The 16,330-nt window shown below is 66.0% G+C and carries 13 protein-coding genes; 6 read left to right on the plus strand and 7 right to left on the minus strand.

Features of this window, described 5'->3' with window-relative positions:
* On the minus strand, positions 1 to 718 hold a 718-nt coding region (locus tag VEY12_12435), incomplete at its 3' end, for a GNAT family N-acetyltransferase (protein ID HYM40927.1).
* 277 nt (positions 719 to 995) lie between these two features.
* Between VEY12_12435 and VEY12_12440 the strand changes: the two genes are divergently transcribed.
* Positions 996 to 2,450: a trimethylamine methyltransferase family protein gene (locus VEY12_12440; GenBank protein ID HYM40928.1), complete on the plus strand. Its 1,455-nt coding sequence runs from the start codon at positions 996 to 998 to the stop codon at positions 2,448 to 2,450.
* Between the two features lie 18 nt (positions 2,451 to 2,468).
* On the opposite strand, the gene VEY12_12445 is transcribed toward VEY12_12440, so the two are convergent.
* The 3 genes from VEY12_12445 to VEY12_12455 form a co-directional block, all read right to left on the minus strand.
* Positions 2,469 to 2,942, minus strand: coding sequence for a hypothetical protein (locus VEY12_12445; GenBank protein HYM40929.1), 474 nt, complete (start codon positions 2,940 to 2,942; stop codon positions 2,469 to 2,471).
* A 70-nt stretch (positions 2,943 to 3,012) separates the two neighbouring features.
* Entirely contained in the window at positions 3,013 to 3,372 is a 360-nt protein-coding gene (locus VEY12_12450) for a hypothetical protein (GenBank protein HYM40930.1), read from the minus strand.
* Between the two features lie 31 nt (positions 3,373 to 3,403).
* Positions 3,404 to 4,387: a threonine/serine dehydratase gene (locus tag VEY12_12455; protein HYM40931.1), complete on the minus strand. Its 984-nt coding sequence runs from the start codon at positions 4,385 to 4,387 to the stop codon at positions 3,404 to 3,406.
* Positions 4,388 to 4,572: 185 nt separating this feature from the next.
* Here VEY12_12455 and VEY12_12460 point away from each other — a divergent pair, with 185 nt between their 5' ends.
* A complete protein-coding gene (locus VEY12_12460) occupies positions 4,573 to 6,420 on the plus strand; it encodes a sialidase family protein (GenBank protein ID HYM40932.1) in 1,848 nt (615 codons plus the stop codon).
* 247 nt (positions 6,421 to 6,667) lie between these two features.
* Here VEY12_12460 and VEY12_12465 read toward each other — a convergent pair whose 3' ends face one another.
* Entirely contained in the window at positions 6,668 to 7,504 is an 837-nt protein-coding gene (locus VEY12_12465; protein HYM40933.1) for a hypothetical protein, read from the minus strand.
* Positions 7,505 to 7,666: 162 nt separating this feature from the next.
* Positions 7,667 to 8,170, minus strand: a complete 504-nt coding sequence (locus tag VEY12_12470) for a hypothetical protein (GenBank protein ID HYM40934.1) — start codon at positions 8,168 to 8,170, stop codon at positions 7,667 to 7,669.
* A 210-nt stretch (positions 8,171 to 8,380) separates the two neighbouring features.
* Between VEY12_12470 and VEY12_12475 the strand changes: the two genes are divergently transcribed.
* The 3 genes from VEY12_12475 to VEY12_12485 all read left to right on the plus strand — a co-directional run bounded on the left by VEY12_12475 (position 8,381) and on the right by VEY12_12485 (position 10,374).
* On the plus strand, positions 8,381 to 9,379 hold the full coding sequence (locus VEY12_12475) for an AsnC family transcriptional regulator (protein HYM40935.1): 999 nt from the start codon (positions 8,381 to 8,383) through the stop codon (positions 9,377 to 9,379).
* Between the two features lie 93 nt (positions 9,380 to 9,472).
* The gene (locus VEY12_12480) at positions 9,473 to 9,967 is read left to right on the plus strand and encodes a hypothetical protein (protein HYM40936.1); all 495 of its coding nucleotides are present in this window, start codon (positions 9,473 to 9,475) and stop codon (positions 9,965 to 9,967) included.
* A gap of 203 nt (positions 9,968 to 10,170) precedes the next feature.
* Positions 10,171 to 10,374, plus strand: coding sequence for a hypothetical protein (locus VEY12_12485; GenBank protein ID HYM40937.1), 204 nt, complete (start codon positions 10,171 to 10,173; stop codon positions 10,372 to 10,374).
* A gap of 275 nt (positions 10,375 to 10,649) precedes the next feature.
* On the opposite strand, the gene VEY12_12490 is transcribed toward VEY12_12485, so the two are convergent.
* Positions 10,650 to 11,498: a sulfurtransferase gene (locus tag VEY12_12490; protein HYM40938.1), complete on the minus strand. Its 849-nt coding sequence runs from the start codon at positions 11,496 to 11,498 to the stop codon at positions 10,650 to 10,652.
* Positions 11,499 to 11,754: 256 nt separating this feature from the next.
* Here VEY12_12490 and VEY12_12495 point away from each other — a divergent pair.
* Positions 11,755 to 16,330 (plus strand): Ig-like domain-containing protein (locus tag VEY12_12495; GenBank protein ID HYM40939.1); only part of this gene is annotated, 4,576 nt, incomplete at its 3' end.

The following is a 16,330-nucleotide window of genomic DNA, read 5'->3' on the forward strand; positions in this document are numbered from 1 at the left end:
AGATTTCGAATCGACCGTATTCGCGGAACCCGAGGCGGCGGTAGACGGGCACACCCAGCTCCGTCCCCTGGAGTGCCCCGATTCGATAGCCGCGGTCCCGCCCCTCGCGCAGCGCCGCCGCGGTCATCGCTCTCCCGAGGCCAAGCCCGCGGACGGCAGGGAGTGTCCCCACGGAGTAGAGGCCCGCCACGCCGGCGGAGGTGAACAGCTCCGAGGACGCCACGGCCTGGCCGTCGAGTCGACCGAGGAAGGCAACGGAATTCTCTCGGCGATCCGGAGGCATGCCCATCCTGATGTCCATGAGCCGCGGCACGAGAGCCTCGTCAATCTGGAAGGTCGTCGCGAAGATGCAGATGAAGGCCTCGAGGTCTCCGCGGCTCTCCACCCGGTCGATGGTCAGATTCCGCGGCAGTGGCTCCTCGGGCAGCTGGGCAAGGTCCATCGCCATGCCTGGCACCACGAGGACGTGCGTCAATCCCTTGGCCTGAAGATGCCTTCCTAGCTCCGGAGGGACCGTGGACGAACCCACGGTCCACTCCAATGGCAGGCCGCGGTTCCGGAACTCGGCGAGCAACTCGTCGATTCTCCGTGCCACCTCCTCCGCGGCGAGTTGGGCGGTCATCACGCCGTTGAACAACGGATCGGGCAGGCCCGTAGCGAACCAGGTAATTCCGCGGTCCTCGTGGACCTCGCACCCCGGCCCACGTCCCCACCCCACGAAGAAGTCGATGCAGTTCTGCTCGATCGCATCGACGAGGGCCTTGTGCGAGAACTCCGTGAGGGTGCGGGGCAGCGTCCCACCCGGGGCTGCCTTCCAGGAATCCCACGGGGGTCATGAACCCTGTGCACGCCGGGTGCCTCCCCCGGGTGGCCCATTTAGTCCTTACGTCAGCCTCAAGCCGCCTCCGCCGGATGGCCGCCAACGGCGTCGCCGGGACGAGGACCCGCGGAATCACGCGCGAGGTGCGGTCCCCCGGCCGCTAGGAGTGAGGGAGATGTCGGCGTTCTCGGAGCGGTTCCGAATCCGCAAGCCGTTCGACCTGCTATCGGATAAGGAGCGAAAGGCGATTCACGAGGGGGCCCTCGAGGTCATGGAAACCACGGGTGTGCGGATGCACAGTCGCGCGGCGCGCAAGGACCTCAGGGCCGTCGGTGCGATCGTGGAGGAGGGCAGCCCCGACGTCCGCTTCCCGCCCGACGTCGTCCGCGAGCTCGTCAGCAAGGCGCCGCGGGAGCTCACGCTCGCGGGCCGCACGAAGGAGTTCGACCTGCCCATGACGGGGGACCACTTCTACACGACCATGGACGGCTGCGGCGTGCACGTCTGGGAGGCCGAGACGAACAGCCGCCGGGAATCCCTGCTTGAGGACATCCGGCGGACCGCCGTCATCGGCGACTACCTGCCCTATCTGAGCATCTATGAGCCTATGGTCGTCGCCCACGACGTGCCCGAGAAGGTCCACGTGGCTACCGGCGTGAAGGTCGGCCTGGAGAACACGCAGAAGCACATCCTCTCCGAGTCTACGACGAACGCCGCGGAGGCGCGGGCCCAGGTGGCCATGGCCTCAGAGGTCCTCGGCTCCTTGGAGGAACTGCGGAAGCGCCATCTCCTCTCCGCGATGCTCTGCACGATCTCCCCGCTCTCCGTCGACGGGAACGCGTCGGACGCGGCGCTGGTCTGGGCTGAGAACCACGTGCCCGTGCACATCACGGGGATGGCGCAGACCGGGGTCAGTGGTCCTGCGTCGATCGCGGGCGACCTCGTCGTGAACCACGCGGAGACGCTTGCGGTCGTCTGCATGCTCGAGGCCCACGAGCCCGGCGCTCCTGCAATCTACGGGTCTGTTCTGAGCGGGATGGACCCCAAGACGGGCGCGTACATGGGCTCGTCCCCAGAGAGTGACCTCCTGGCCATCGGCTCCATCGAGATGGCCAAGTTCCTCCGCCTCCCGGACTCCGTGGGCGGGTTTGGATCCACCGCCAAGAGTCCCGGCGTGCAGGCGTCCCTCGAACACATGCTGTCCGCGGTCGTGTGCGCGAACTACGGCGGCGAGGTGGTGAACGGCCTGGGAGAGCCCGCCGGATCCACGCTCCTGTCGTACGAGCAGATTCTCCTGGACCACGAGATCGCTGCGATGATCATCAAGGTCTACCAAGGGTTCAAGGTCGACAAGGAAGAGCTCGCGGTCAGCCTCATCGAGAAGATCGGGATCGGCGGCAGTTACCTCGCGCAGCGGCACACGCTCGAGCGCGTGCGCCGGATGCACGTTCCCATGCTCTGGGATTCTAGCCCATACGATGCTTGGGTCGCGAAGGGCCAGAAGGATCCGATGGAGGAGGCGCGCGAGAAGACGGAGTGGATTATCAAGAATCACACGCCCGAGCCGCTGCCCCACGACACGTCGCGTCGCCTCAACGCCATCGTCGCGACGTTGGTGAAGTCGGCCTGAGCGCCGTGCGGATCCGCGCTACCGCCGGTCCCGTCCCGTCGAGCCGCTGAGCTCGATGGCCTGGCTCGCGAGTTGGACCGCCGCGGCGTAGTCCTTCGCCTTGAAGGCGCGTTTCGCCTGTTTGAGCGCAACCTTCGCGACTTGTATGTTGAATCCACGCGCCTTCGCCGTCCTCACCGCTTCCGTCGCCTCCGCAAGCCGAACCGCCGCGGTCCCGTGGTCCGTCATGGCGGATATCAGCGGTGACCCCACGGCTGGGACGGGCGGCGCGGAGATGTCACCGGGGCCGAGTTGGGCCAGAAGGAAGTCCGCCCGCTCCAGCGCACGGGCATAATCCCCGCGCTCGAAGGCGGACCGTGCGTCCTTGAGGGCGACCCGCGCATTCGAGACGTTCGCCCCGCCATCTCTCGCTCGCTTCGCGGCCTCCAGCGCCCGCGTCATGTGGTCCAAGGCCTGGGTGCGGGTCGGCGGTGCCGGCGCGGTCAAGTTCATCCCTCAGCCCGGTCAGGTCGCGCTGCAGAGATGAAGGTTTCTCCCGGAGGACCAGCAGGAGGGACAGCTTTCATGGGGTGAGGAAGAGAAGTCCCACAATGGCGATCAGCGTCAAGCCCGTCAAGACCGCGAACATCGCGACCATAGGCCAGTTCCGCTTTCCAACGTAGAATCCGGGGCTGTTGACGGTCGTGTACAGGAGCATCCCGAGCGCGATCGGTGCCAACCCCGCGAGGCCGGTGGACTCGAGAACCGCGCCCACGCCGGTGAGGACGAGGAGGATCGCCGTGGCGAGCTCGGCGGCTATGTGCAGCCGCATGTCCCAAGGCCGTTGATCCAGCTCGGCCTGCTTGCGGGCGACCAGAACGCCCCAGAATCCTATCATGAAGAGGCCGACGATCACCGAGTAGGCAGCAACGAGCACGTTCACGAACGTCCCCGGCGGCGAAAAGGGTCGCGGCCTACATATCCTCTCGGAGGACCGCCCCCAGGAGCGCGGGGTCCACGTTGCCTCCGGAGACCACCGCGACCACGGGCGGTTCGAGTCGATCGCGATATCGCCCCCACGCCGCGAACGCCGCGGCACCCGCGGGCTCCGCCACGACCTTCGCTTCGAGCGCGAGGCGATGCATGGCCTTCCGGATCTCGTCGTCGGAGACCACGTAGCATCCGTCGAGATACCGCAGCAGGAGGTCCGCCATCTCCGGGAGGATGATGCCGATCCGGATGCCGTCCGCGATGGTGCTCGGCTGCTCGACGCGGTAGGGTTTCTTGGTCTCAAAGACCCGGGGAAGGGAGGCAGCGCCCTCCGCTTGGACGCCGAACACCGTGGCCTTCGGGACGCGGGCCTTCACGGCAATCGCAATGCCCGAGGAGAGGCCGCCACCGCCGACCGGGACGAGGACCGTGCGGACGTCCTGCAGGTCCTCCGCGATTTCCCAACCGATGGTTCCCTGGCCCGCGATGATGTGAGTGTGCGCAAAGGGTTGGACGAACGTCTGTGGCCAGGACTTCCAGAGTTCCTCCGTGTGGGCTCGCACGAGATCCTCCCGCGCCATCACCCGGAGACCCGCCCCCTGCGCCCGGATGGCCTCGACCTTGGGTCCTGGGGCTCCCTCGGGGACGTAGACCGTGCAGGGGAGCCCGAGTCTCTTCGCGGACCACGCGACCGCCAGCCCGTGGTTTCCTGAGCTGATGGTGGCAACACCGCGGCGCCGTTCGCCCTCGGTCATGCGAGACATGCGGTTCCAGGCGCCGCGGATTTTGAACGCCCCGAGTCGCTGGAGGTTCTCGAGCTTCAGGAAGACCTCACCGCCTTCCGGGGTCGCCAACCGCGTCGTGGGCGTCCGATAGGCGACCTCCCGGATCGCGTCGCGGGCGGCCTCGATGTCTCGGGCCGTGACACGCAACGGTTCCACGGCGGCCGGAGCGGCCTTCTCGCCCATGAAGTTACCTCCGTGAGGTCGGCCGAAACTTCGTTGCGTCGATCTCGCGGCATGCGCGTGGTCCCTCCGATGGCATGATCTCGGAGAATGTCCATAGGATTAAGCGTCCGAGCCGCCATCCACGGGCGGGAAGCAGGGGGAAGGCAGTGAGATACTACACCCCAGTGGTTTTGCTCGGGCTAGCGTTGCTGCTCGTCTTGGCCGGATTGTCCTCGGCGGCGGCATCTCCGACTGCATCGTCCCAGCCCACGTTCAACATCAACACGTTGGCGGGCAAGATGGCGTCCATTGACGCCACGCAGGGGCTCTCCATCCGGGCCTCCGCGTACCTGCAGCAAGAGGCGGACGCGGGTCTGGCGGCACCGCCACCGGGTCCGGCCCAGCCCATCACGCCCCACTTCGTGCTCTCGAGTCCCCTGGACGGGACGTCCGTGGCCCCGCCCGCGGTGACCGTGAACCAGGACACCGCCGCTGCGCCGCAGAACGAGCCCGCGGTGGCCGTGGACCCGAGCAACCCGCAGCGCGTCGTGGTCGGGATGAACGACTACGTCTCGCGGACGTGGAGCTGCAAGGTCGGTTCGACCCCGTGCAGCGCCCTGGGTGACGGCTACTCGGGTACGTACTACTCGAACGACGGCGGCGCCACGTGGTGCTGCACGCCCACGGACCCGTCCCACCTGGGCACGGAGATTCCCGGCGTGGAGCGCCTGACCGGCGGCATCTACGACGCGGGCGGAGACCCGTCCCTGGCGTTCAACAGCCAGGGCGTCGTGTACTACGCCGGCCTCGGCTTTGATCGCACGGCCCCGCCCAACACGGTTGCCGTGAACGTCGGGACGTTCGACGGCAGCGGCGCGCTCTCCTGGAGCCAGCCCACGTTCATCAACCCGCTCACGTCGCGCTCCATCCTGAACGACAAGCCGTGGATCGGCGTGGACTCCCACGTCGGCAGCCCGTTCCAGGATCACGTGTACGTGAGCTGGACCCGGTTCGTGTTCAACCCGGTGAACGGCGTGTACAAGCAGAGCCCCATCGCCTTCGTGCACTCCTCCGACGGAGGGGCCACGTTCAGCTCGCCCCAGCTCATCGTGGGCAACGTGCTCTACGACCAGGGATCCCATATCGTGGTCGGGCCGGACGGCACCGTGTACGTCTTCTGGGAAGGGTCCACCCGACTCGCCGCGCTGAACAGCATCTGGGTCGTCTCCTCCTCCGACGGCGGCCTGACATGGAGCAAGCCCGTGGCCATCTCCACGGAGGCCGGCAACCCCGGCCCCGCGAACACGGTCTTCCGGGTGAACAGCTTCCCGGCCGCGGACATCTCGACGGACGGCACGCTCGTGGCGGCCTGGGCGTCCGAGGTCCCGAACGACGGCTCGACGTACGCCGGTGTCCCTGGCTGCGCCTACTTCCTCGTGGGCACGGGAGCCGTCCGCGCGGCCTGCCACGCGACGGTCATCGTGAGCATGTCCACGGACGGCGGAATGACGTGGAGCGCGCCGGCCCCCGCGTTCCCCGCGCTAGACAGTGGGACGCGGACCACGTTCGGCTACCCGGTCACGAACCCGGACGGCTCGGTCCTGAGCGCGCCCGCCCACCCCGGACGGATCGACATGGTGTTCCCCGCGGTGGCCGCGGGCCCCGCCGGCCAGGTGTACGTCTCCGCCTACGCGGACGACCTCGTGTCGCCCTGGCAGACCTGCGCGAGCGGTCCGGCGCCCCCGGTGGGCCGCATCACGTGCGACGTCCTCGGACCGTACGTCCACAACGGCCGGCTGGACTACGTGGTCACGAACCTGACCAGCGGCGCCGTGGTCACGGCGAACACGGCCCCGATCAACACCCGGTACGGCTTCGGCGGCGGGTTCTTCGGGGACTACACGGACCTGGCGGTCGGATCGGACGGCACGTTCCACGCGGTGTGGACGGACTCGAACAACGTGCAGAGCGTGACCTGGTTCTACGGGTTCGAGTTTGTGCCGACACCCATCCACCAGGAGGACATCGTCACCGGATCGGGCAGCGGCTTCTAGGCGAACCGAGTCGGGAGTCCTCTCCGGTGGCCTCCCCTTTTCCTTTCTGCCGATGACAGCATGGGCCACGATTCCGGGGGGCGCTCACCAGGTGAGCCCACCGCATACGACCCGGAGCCAGCAGACGTACCGCGGGGCTGTTCCGTGTCCTTTCCACTCCACCACACGTTCCGTCGATTGAGGGCAGGCTGTGCTCATCGCTGCCCACGAAAAGAGGAAAAGCCGCCCGGTCGGGCGGCCTTGCGAATCAGCCTTCCACGAGGATTGTGGGGGCAACGGTCGTGATGGGCAGGACGTTCGGATTCGAGGTCGTACCCCATCCGAGCGACGTGTACCCGAGCAGGAACTTCCAGCCACCTGAGGCTTGCATGACCTGGCCCTGGGCGAAGAACGTCCCCGTCGTGAGGTTGTAGACGCCCCGGTCTACGAACTGGGCGACTCCCTTGTTCGTCGTGATCGTGGCCACCTCAAGGAAGTACAACCTGTCCCCGATTACCGTCCCTCCGAGCTCATGGATTTCTTGGGTCCCCCGCATGTCTCCGGACACGGTTCCGCGCCAGTAGCCCCACTCGCCGAAGGCCATGTTCCCGTAGGTCACCGCCACTTCTCGGTCGTGAGCTGGGGTGGGCTGGTTCGGAGTCAGGACGAGAGGCATGTCCGTTGCGATCATCGGGAAGACGAACGGTGTGGTCGTCGTGCCCCATTCAAACAAGGTGTATCCAACGGCGAACGCCCAATGTCCCGTGGCCTCCGTGACCATCCCGTGGGCCCAGAAGTCGCCGGTCGTCAAGTTGTAGACTCCTTGGTCCGTTCCTTTGAGGACGCCCTTCGACGTCGTGATCACGAACCTCTCGGCGAAGTAGTCCGTGTTGCCCACGATGAGCGCAGGCTGCTCCCAGAACCCGATGGTCCCGTGGAGCGGTCCGGTGACCGTCCCGCGCCAGTAGCCCCAGTCGGGACTGTAGGCCATGTCGACGTGGGATACTAGAACTCCGGTGTCGTCCCCGGCCGAGACCGCAGGAGCCGACGTGACCAAGAGCCCGAGCATGCACGCGATGATGATTCCCGTCAGTATCTTCTTCAAAGTATCACCTCCTCCCGCTGCGCGGGTTTTGAACCGTCTACCTTGGAACGAACGCCTCCTAACTCGACTCCTACTCGCACATCCCGACACAGAGGAGCCGCTCAATCGTCGAGCGGGGCTCCTCCGTCCTCTTCGGTGCGCGGGACTTGCGCGCCGCGTCGATCATGCCGGAGCGAAGAACGCCCGAGCCCACCCGTACGTTGCGAGCGGATCCATGGGGTCCCCCGTCCACCCGTTTTCGGCGTACTTGTAGCCAATCAGGTACGCATACTCAGTCGACGCACCCGTGACCCATCCATTGGCCTTGAAGTGCCAGTGCCCGGTGGGCGAATCCCAGATGTACGCCCCCTCATCGACGCCCGTGATGTATGGCCCTTGTTCCGGATCTTGGCATCCGTAGGTGGTGACGGGCTCCCCGACGCAGATCCAGAAGATCTCGTGGAAGTGCCCCGCGACGCCCTTGCTGTTCGGGCCGCTCTCATCGGGATTCCCCAGGAACTTTACCATTCCCGTGATGTCCCCTTTCAATCCTCCCCACCAGTACTGAGGTGTTGGCGGGGCGAGCCATTGAATCGTCAGGTCGGACCGGAGTGTCCCGTGTGGGTCCGAGGGAACCGCCCTCGTAGGCGCCAACATGAACAGGGTTGCGATCGCCATCACGACCACCAGCGCCACCATCCTTCTCGTACGCATCACCTTCTCCTGCGACGCGGGCCGTGAGCCCTCGTCGTCTCCTCAGAACGATATCCGAAACCCAGGCTTCGGGATTCCCCGCATCCGTTTCGGGAGAAGAGAGGTTTCCCGATGCATTTACCCTATTTCCGGAAGGTCTTTCGGGAAGAATGCTATCCGGTGACACGGCAGGGATGCGGGGGAATGGACAGTCTCGACGTCCGAATCCTGAGGCTCCTCTTGCAGGGGCACGCGTTGTCCCCCCTCAACCCAGATTTTCGCGAATCCTACGCGGCCATCGCAAAGGCAGTGACCGTGGACGAGGACACCGTGAGGTACCGCGTGAGGAAGCTCCATGACACAGGATTCCTCGCGGACTGGCGCCTCGCCTTGAACCCCCGTATCTGGGGCGGAGGTCAGCTCGTGCTAATCCTGGACCTCGGCTCCGACTCCTCCATGGACGACGCGGTCGAGGAACTCAAGCTCGTGCCGGGCGTGGTCATCATCACTCGCTTCTATGGCCGGATTGCGTTGGTCCTAGAGTATGAGGACGCATGTTCCCTGCCGAGGCAAATCGAGCTGATTCGTCGGATCTCGGCCGCGACGGGTCTCTTCGCCGCGAGGTATCGCTTTCCCGACTGCACCGTTGTCTTGTCGGCGAGAGACTGGGATCTGATCCGAGCTCTTCGGAGGAGCCCACGGAAGTCCTGCGCGTCGCTGGCCAAGGAGGTCGGGTTGTCCAGCCCCACGGTCAAAAGGAAACTGCGCCGCTTGACCAGCGAGGGTGTCGCGTTCGCTTGGCCGTCGCTCAACCTGAAGGGAACCGGAGGTAGCGTGATTGCCTGGATTTTCGTCCTGTATCCGAACGAGCGGAAACAGGAAGTCGACGAGGCGGTCACTGCGGACCTCGAGAGCTACATCTGGCACATCTCCCACTACTTGCCCTACAACCCTGGCGAGTTCCTCCCCACCTCCTACGAGTTGGCGGTTCCCAGCCTGCAAGCGGCCAGGGAGGCGCTCCGCTGGGTGCGGGACATTCCGGGCGTCGAGACGGCCCACCTCGATCTCTACGAGGACATCTTCACGAACTTCGAGTGGTACGACGAGGACTTGGGTCGAAAGCTCCGACAGATGCCCACCTCCATGCCCACCGTCGAGGCGGGCACCTACCGCAAACGCGTAATCGCTCTCGAGCACCAATAGAAAGGCATGGGTTCTCCGGATTCGGGGGCGGGCCGACTTGTGTCACGGGGGGCGTGCCCAAAACCTCTTCTTGCGGGCAAGGCTTTCGTTGGCATGACCTCCGCGCCAGCCCCCGTCGCGCTTGAGAACGATCCCCGCAACCCGTGCGTCGGCTGCGGTCCGGAGCACCCCACCGGGCTGCGCCTTACGTTCCGCAGGGAGGGGGACGCCGTGGCGACCACCCTCGCCGCCTCCGGGCGGTTTCAGGGCTGGCCGGGGCGCCTCCATTCGGGCATCCTCTACCTGGCCATGCTGGAGACGGCGAACTGGACGCTGTTTGGGCTCCTGGGCCGCGTGGGGCTCCCGGTGCGCACGAGCGCCCTCGACGCGAAGCGGTGGGTGGCGACGGGAGAGACGCTCCTCCTCACGGGGCGCCTCATACCCTCCGGGGAAACGGCCGCGCGGGCGCGGATCGAGGCCACGGACGCGAAGGGCAGCCTCGTGGCCGTGCTGGAGCGTGACTACGATCTTCCGGACCGGGCCACATTCCTGAAGCGGATGGGCTACACGGCGGTTCCGTCGGGGCTCGAGGACGCCATGCCTGAGTAGGTGCCACGCCCGATGGGCCGTTGTACTTCCGGACGTCCGGGCGGGCCAGGAGGCACTTCAGCACGAGCCGTGTGTGCGACGATCGCTCGTCGACACGCGGGGATAGCGTGTGTCCGCACGGCACGTGTCTGCAGAGTGCGGATGCGGATTCCCTCATCTAGGCAGAGACTATTAGTATCATTGAATCGATGACTTTGATGGTCATGGCCACCACTACGATTCCCGTGAAACCCGAGACCCTCGCCCGTTTGCGCTCGTACAAGGTCGGAGGCGCCACATACGACGACGTCCTTAACGATTTGATGGACGATCGACCGCCGGAGGGATTCATCCGCGAGCACTTGCGCAGACTGAAAGAAGAGACGTTCTCGGATTGGAAGGACGTGCGCAAGAGATTGAGGCTGTGAGCCTTTGGTCCGGATTCTCATCAGCCGATCGGCTGAGCGCGAGCTGGCCAGGCTTCCCGGGGACGTCCAGGAAAGGTTCGCAGCCGCGTTCGACGCCCTGGAAGCGGACCCCAGACCGCGCCCCAGCTTGGATGTCAAACCGTTGCGCGGAATGAAGGGAGCCTGGCGTTTGAGGGTCGGATCGTACCGCGGGATCTTTGATTGGACTGAGGACGAGATTCGGTTCACCCGCTTCGGACGTCGAGGAGACGTCTATCGGTTCTGATTCAAGGCTATTACGGCTTTTCGATCGGCGTCCGCACGAGGTTCCCCCACTCCGTCCACGAGCCGTCGTAGTTCCGGACGTCCGGGTAGCCGAGGAGGTACTTGAGCACGAACCACGTGTGGGACGACCGCTCGCCGATCCGGCAGTACGTGATCACCTTGTGGTCCGGCGTCACGCCCTTGGGCTCGTAGATCGCCTTGAGCTCGTCCGCGGACTTGAGCGTCCCGTCCTCGTTCACGGCCTGCGCCCAGGGGATGTTCCTGGCCCCGGGGATGTGTCCGCCGCGCTGCGCGTGCTCCGTCGGATACTCGGGCGGCGCAGTGATCTCCCCGGAGAACTCCTTGGGACCGCGCACGTCGACCAAGACGGGGTCCTTCTGCTCGACCGCCTTCTTCACGTCGTTCAGGAAGACGCGGAGCTTCTTGTTCGGGTTCTTCGCCGCGAACGTCGTTGCCGGGTACGTCGGCACGTCCTTCGTCAGCGGGAGGTCCTCGGCGATCCACTTCTTCCGCCCGCCGTTCAGGAGGACGACCTTCCGCACGCCGTAGTACGCGAGGACCCAGAACGCGAACGCCGCGAACCAGTTGTTGAAGTCCCCGTACAGGACGATCCGCTGGCCGTTCGCGATGCCGAGGCGGCCGAGGAGGGCCTCCAGCGCTTCCTTGGAGAGGATGTCCCGGGCCACGGGGTCGTTGATGTCCTTCCTCCAGTCCACGAGGACGCTGCCCGGGATGTGGCCCAGGGCGTAGTTCGCGGCGGGGTCGTAGTCCACCTCGACGATGCGGACCTTCGGGTCGGCGAGGTGCTTCTGGAGCCAGGCCGTGTCGACGAGGACTTCGGGATGCGCGTAGTCGGTCATGTCGGATCACCGTGTCGGGGATGGACCAGAAATAATACACCGTTATATCGTTTGCGGATAGGCGCCTTCCGATTGGGTAGGCCGAAATGGCGGTTTCCGATTTCGGTTGGCAGGGTCTCTGCCGAAATCCCTCCATGGTCTGGCGGGGCGATGCTACATCCGCTCCACAACTTCATATAACGTTCGGAGCCGTGACGCCGCCGGAGGATCCGTGGGCCGCCTGAGGCCCCTCCGGACCGTGTGGGGGTAGGATTTCGTGCGTCGGTCGATCGAGATAGCCTGCGCGTTCTTCGTCGCGTTCCTCGTCTTCGTCCCCGTTCAGCGGGACGCGCTGCTGGACGACTTCGAGGACGACTACTGGGTTCCGTTCACGCACTTCCATCTGGGGGACCGCGCAAGCGCCGGGTACTCCGCGGATTTCGCGCACTCCGGAAAGCGTTCGTACCACGTGGAGATCCACGGCTGGGCCGTCCGCGACTTCGGATCGGCGTACGGGTACGCGTTCTTCGCGACGCGCGGCGCCCCTCTCGGCGAGCTCCGCCTCTGGCTCCTGTACGACTCCCTGCGAGACGGCACGAGGTCGCCGTGGAACGCGTTCGCCGCGGGAATCTCCCTCGAGTTGCTCGACGCGCGGTACGCCTCGCTCGGGACGTACCGGTACGTCACGGCGTATCGGGCGAGCCAGAACGGCGGCCGTTGCGCTCCCACACTCTCAGATGTCGTCCTGAGCGAGGAGCCCGCCACCGGCCACTGGGACGAGGTCGCACGGAATCCGTCGGCCGATTTCCCTGCCGCGGCCTGGCGATCCGCCGCCTACGTCAAGGTGTCTGTGGGCTTCCTCTGCGCCGCGGGGCTCACCGGGGCGTCGTACAGTCTGTACTTCGACGACTTCGTACTGGAGGCGAACTCGGGCGATTCGGACGGAGATGGGCTGAGTGACTTCGAGGAAGAGACCCGTGTGTACACGATCCAGATCAGCGGGGCGCTGAGCAACCTCCCGATCGACGTGCCCGGGGAGGCCATGGTCTCCTTGGACGGCCCCCGCGTATCGGGCGACCTCGTATCCGGTGTCGTCGCGGTGGACCTCATCCATCCGCGGCCCGACGACCTGTCCGTGCGCCTTGTAGTCGTGAACGGGACGCGCGCGTTGTCCCAGCTCCTGTGGGACCCCGGCGGTTACGAGCAGGGCGTGGTCCTCGTGTCCCCGACTCCCGGACAGAGCGTCCGAGGCACCACCCGGGTCCAGGGCCGGGTCTCCCCCGCTCTCACCGCAGAGTGGGTTCGTCTCGTGATCAACGGAGCCGCCCGGCCAGCGGAGCCCCTTGACCCCTCGCACCGATTCGCCCTCGCGCTCCCCACAGACGAATATCCCGAGGGAGTAGCGGACGCGAAGGTCGAGGCCTTGGGCGGTTCGGCCGATGATGTCGCCCTCGCGGTTTCCGCCGCGACGTCCCTGCTCGTGGATCGGACGCCTCCCGAGCTCAACCTGAAGTCCCCGGCGGCCGGCGGCACGGTCGCGGGCCTCGTGGTCGTCTCCGCCGCAGCGTTTGATGCCCTCGGCGTCTCTCTAGTGGAACTCCGTGTGGACGGCGTGCGCGTGGACGCCCGGGAGCATGAGCCGTTTGACTTCCCGTTCGAGACCGCGGATCTCCCGAACGGGGATCACGCCTTCGAGGTGCGCGCATTCGACGCGGCCGGGAACGCCGCGAGCCGTTCCGTGACCGTGCGGGTGAACAACAAGGCGGTCGTGCCTCCGCCGCCGTGCCATCCCGCCTGCAACCTGACCTCGGGGACGACCGCGGGCAACCTTCCCCCGGTCCGCGCGGAGGCGCGCGGGTGGAGCCTGGGCCTTGCCTCGGGTGACCGGCTGGATTACTCGGAAGGGCTCCAGATCCCCTGGCGGACGCAGGTCGTCCGCAGCGGGGACGTCGTCTCCTTGATCCTCGACGCGGTTCGGGGCGCCCCCGTACGCCGCGTGGATGGCACCGTGGGCTCGGAGCTGACCGCGGAGGAGTTCCTCGGCTCGGGCGTGTGGCGCATCCTCGTGGAGGACCACGGCTCGGGCTACGGCGGTTACATTCAGCGGGTCTCCGTCGGGTTCGCGGTTCGCACCTCCCCAATCCTCGCGGACACGGATGGCGACGGCCTCTCCGACGGCCTCGAGCGATCCATGCCGAAGATGTCGCCCGTGATCGCCGACTCGGACGACGACGGCCTGACGGATGCGTGGGAGTCCGAGCCCCATCTGCTCCGGTACATGGTGGACGGCCTTCCGCGTGAGGCGTGGGTCAAGACGGACCCGTTCGATCCGGACACGGACCACGACGGCCTCCTGGACGGCGACGAGGTGAATCCCCCGCCCGGACGCAACGTGACGAACCCGAACGATCCCGACACGGATGCGGACGGCCTCCTGGACGGTCCGGAGCGATACCGGTACGGATGCGATCCCACGCTGAGCGACACGGACTCCGACGGCCTGACGGACGGTTTCGAGGTCACGCCGCATCCCATGACCCTGGTCATCGACGGCGTGCCGCAGACGCGGTCCGTGGTCACGAGCTGCACGTCCCAGGACACGGACCAGGACGGCCTCACGGATTGGGAGGAGTGGCACGGCGCCGAGCTGTGGGGCTTCCAGACGGACCCGTCCGATCCGGACACGGACCGGGACGGCCTCTCGGACGGGGACGAGATCCGCGGCACAAACCGGCGGCCCACGAACCCGCTGAATTCGGACACGGACGGAGACGGGCTCGTGGACGGGATCGACCTTGCGCCCACGGAGACGTGGGCCTTCCCCTGGACGCACACGTTCGCCCCGGGCCTCGTACGGTTCACCCAGCGCTTCTTGGCGTTCGACGTGCACGGGCTGTTCGCGGGCATCTACACGTACCGGGCCAGCGACGGCGCGTGCCCCTTCTTGTCCGAACACACGGCGGACTCGACGAAGAGCAGCGACGAGAGCGTCGCGAGCGTGGGGTCGTGGATTAACAAGACGTTCTTGGAGGGCGGCGAGACGAACTACACGAGCCTAGGCATGTCCTACGCCGGGCTGCAGGGTACGGGTTACTCGGAGGCCGTGTACGGCACTTGCACGGCAACGGCGCCCCGGAAGTACGTGATCCAGTACGCGTACGACACCCACCGCTGGGACGTCGACTTCATGAACGTCGCGGCGGTCAACGTGAGCGACGAGGAGGGGACGCTCCTCGAGCACGCGACGTTGGAGGTCCCCATCGTGCTGGACACGGCCCAGAGCCTCATCATACAAGTCGCTATCGGGGCGGATGCGGACCGCGGGACGCGCACGTCGGACGTCCTCATCGTCCCTGCGCTCCAGTACTCCCTGCACCGCAATGCGGACTTCGTCGCCGCTCCGCCGTTCTATCGGAGCGTCGCCGTCGGTGCACCCGTTGACAACCACTCCTACCAGTTCACCCTGCGAATTCCCAGGGAGGTCGCGACGGCGGAGAACTCCATGGCGCGAGACGACCGCCGGGTGGCCGTCCTCGACGTGAGCCCGGTCTGGATCCGGAGTGCCTCCGGCAACCTGCTGAAGACCGCCCTCAACGCCACCTCCCTTACGATCGGGGCGGCCGTCACGAAGGTCGAGACACTCGCGGAGCGGGTCCTCGCCCGGCTCACGGTTGACCTCACGGACCTCAACGCGTTCTTGCCGGCGACCATGGAGGGACAGGAGAGCGGACTGCACGGCTACGGACCGTACGTGGTGTACGTGCACCGGATCGGGGACTCGTTCGACGCGACGGCGGCGCAAGGCGCGGACGCCCTCTGGCTCTCCGGGAACACGGAGACGGAGATCGCGGACTTCCAGGCCACGCTCACGTGGACGCCGCGCGAGCAGTGGGTGCGGGACGGGCGCGACGCGCTCGGAACGGACCTGGCAATCATGAAGATCATCCGCCGCGGAATCTCGCTCACGGGGCAGCTGACGTCCCAGCTGGTGGCGACAACCGCGGCGGTACCCGCATGGACCTGGGCCGAGCTGACGTACGAGCGCTCGTACGTGACGGCAACGACGATTGGTGGCGTCGTGGACTGGACCCCCATCTACCTGGTGAGCGCCTCCGGGACCAGGACGGTGAATGTCCAGACGTTCAGCCCAGACATCGACTATCCTGTCACGAATTCGTACACCCTTGAGTGGGAACTCGGGAACGCGGAAGTGTTGGACGATCTCGATGAGTCAATCTTGCTCTCTGGTGCGAGAAATCGGAACGTTCGAACGGGACTGCAGGGGGCAGCCATTGGGGCCACCATTGTCGTGTTCGGGAGCCAGGCAATCCTGGCATACATTAGTGGCGACTTTGTCAAAGGATCTGTCTATGTTGCTGCGGGCACGACTTCCGTCCTGGGGCTCGTCCGAAGCGATGTTGTGCTGGGGAGGGGCGTGTTCAAAGGACAAGCCAATTATGCCGGTTTCAAGGTTAGATTCGGATTGGCGGCTGCCCTAGCTGTGGGTGCCATCTTGGCCTCCTACGAGCTGTTCCTTGCTAGCGAGTCTGCCAACGGCATTGAAACTCTGTCACACTACGAGGCCGCCAGCACGACTGCGCTCGACACGCTCGTCAGTGTCATTCCCATCTATGGTCCAGCGCTGGCTCTTGGGTGGCAACTCGGCCTCGGGGTTGCGGTTGGTGTGCAGCTTCTTCTCGGGGTGGTGCCTGATCGCTTGGCTGCCCGCATTGCGAGCTCACCCGGCAGCACAATAGTATTCTCATTTGAGTACGTTCTTGGAGTCGAAATACCATCCGAGATTTCAGAGGACGCACTTGTGAAACTGCTTTCTGTGCTTAACGACGCAATGA

The sequence above is a fragment of the Thermoplasmata archaeon genome (assembly GCA_035632695.1).
Classification (GTDB): domain Archaea; phylum Thermoplasmatota; class Thermoplasmata; order RBG-16-68-12; family RBG-16-68-12; genus RBG-16-68-12.

Coding starts and splice junctions, on each gene's coding strand:
- VEY12_12440 (HYM40928.1), top strand. CDS start 996: ATGTCGGCGTTCTCGGAGCGGTTCCGAATCCGCAAGCCGTTCGACCTG.
- VEY12_12445 (HYM40929.1), bottom strand. CDS start 2,942: ATGAACTTGACCGCGCCGGCACCGCCGACCCGCACCCAGGCCTTGGAC.
- VEY12_12455 (HYM40931.1), bottom strand. CDS start 4,387: ATGGGCGAGAAGGCCGCTCCGGCCGCCGTGGAACCGTTGCGTGTCACG.
- VEY12_12475 (HYM40935.1), top strand. CDS start 8,381: ATGGACAGTCTCGACGTCCGAATCCTGAGGCTCCTCTTGCAGGGGCAC.
- VEY12_12480 (HYM40936.1), top strand. CDS start 9,473: ATGACCTCCGCGCCAGCCCCCGTCGCGCTTGAGAACGATCCCCGCAAC.
- VEY12_12485 (HYM40937.1), top strand. CDS start 10,171: ATGGCCACCACTACGATTCCCGTGAAACCCGAGACCCTCGCCCGTTTG.
- VEY12_12490 (HYM40938.1), bottom strand. CDS start 11,498: ATGACCGACTACGCGCATCCCGAAGTCCTCGTCGACACGGCCTGGCTC.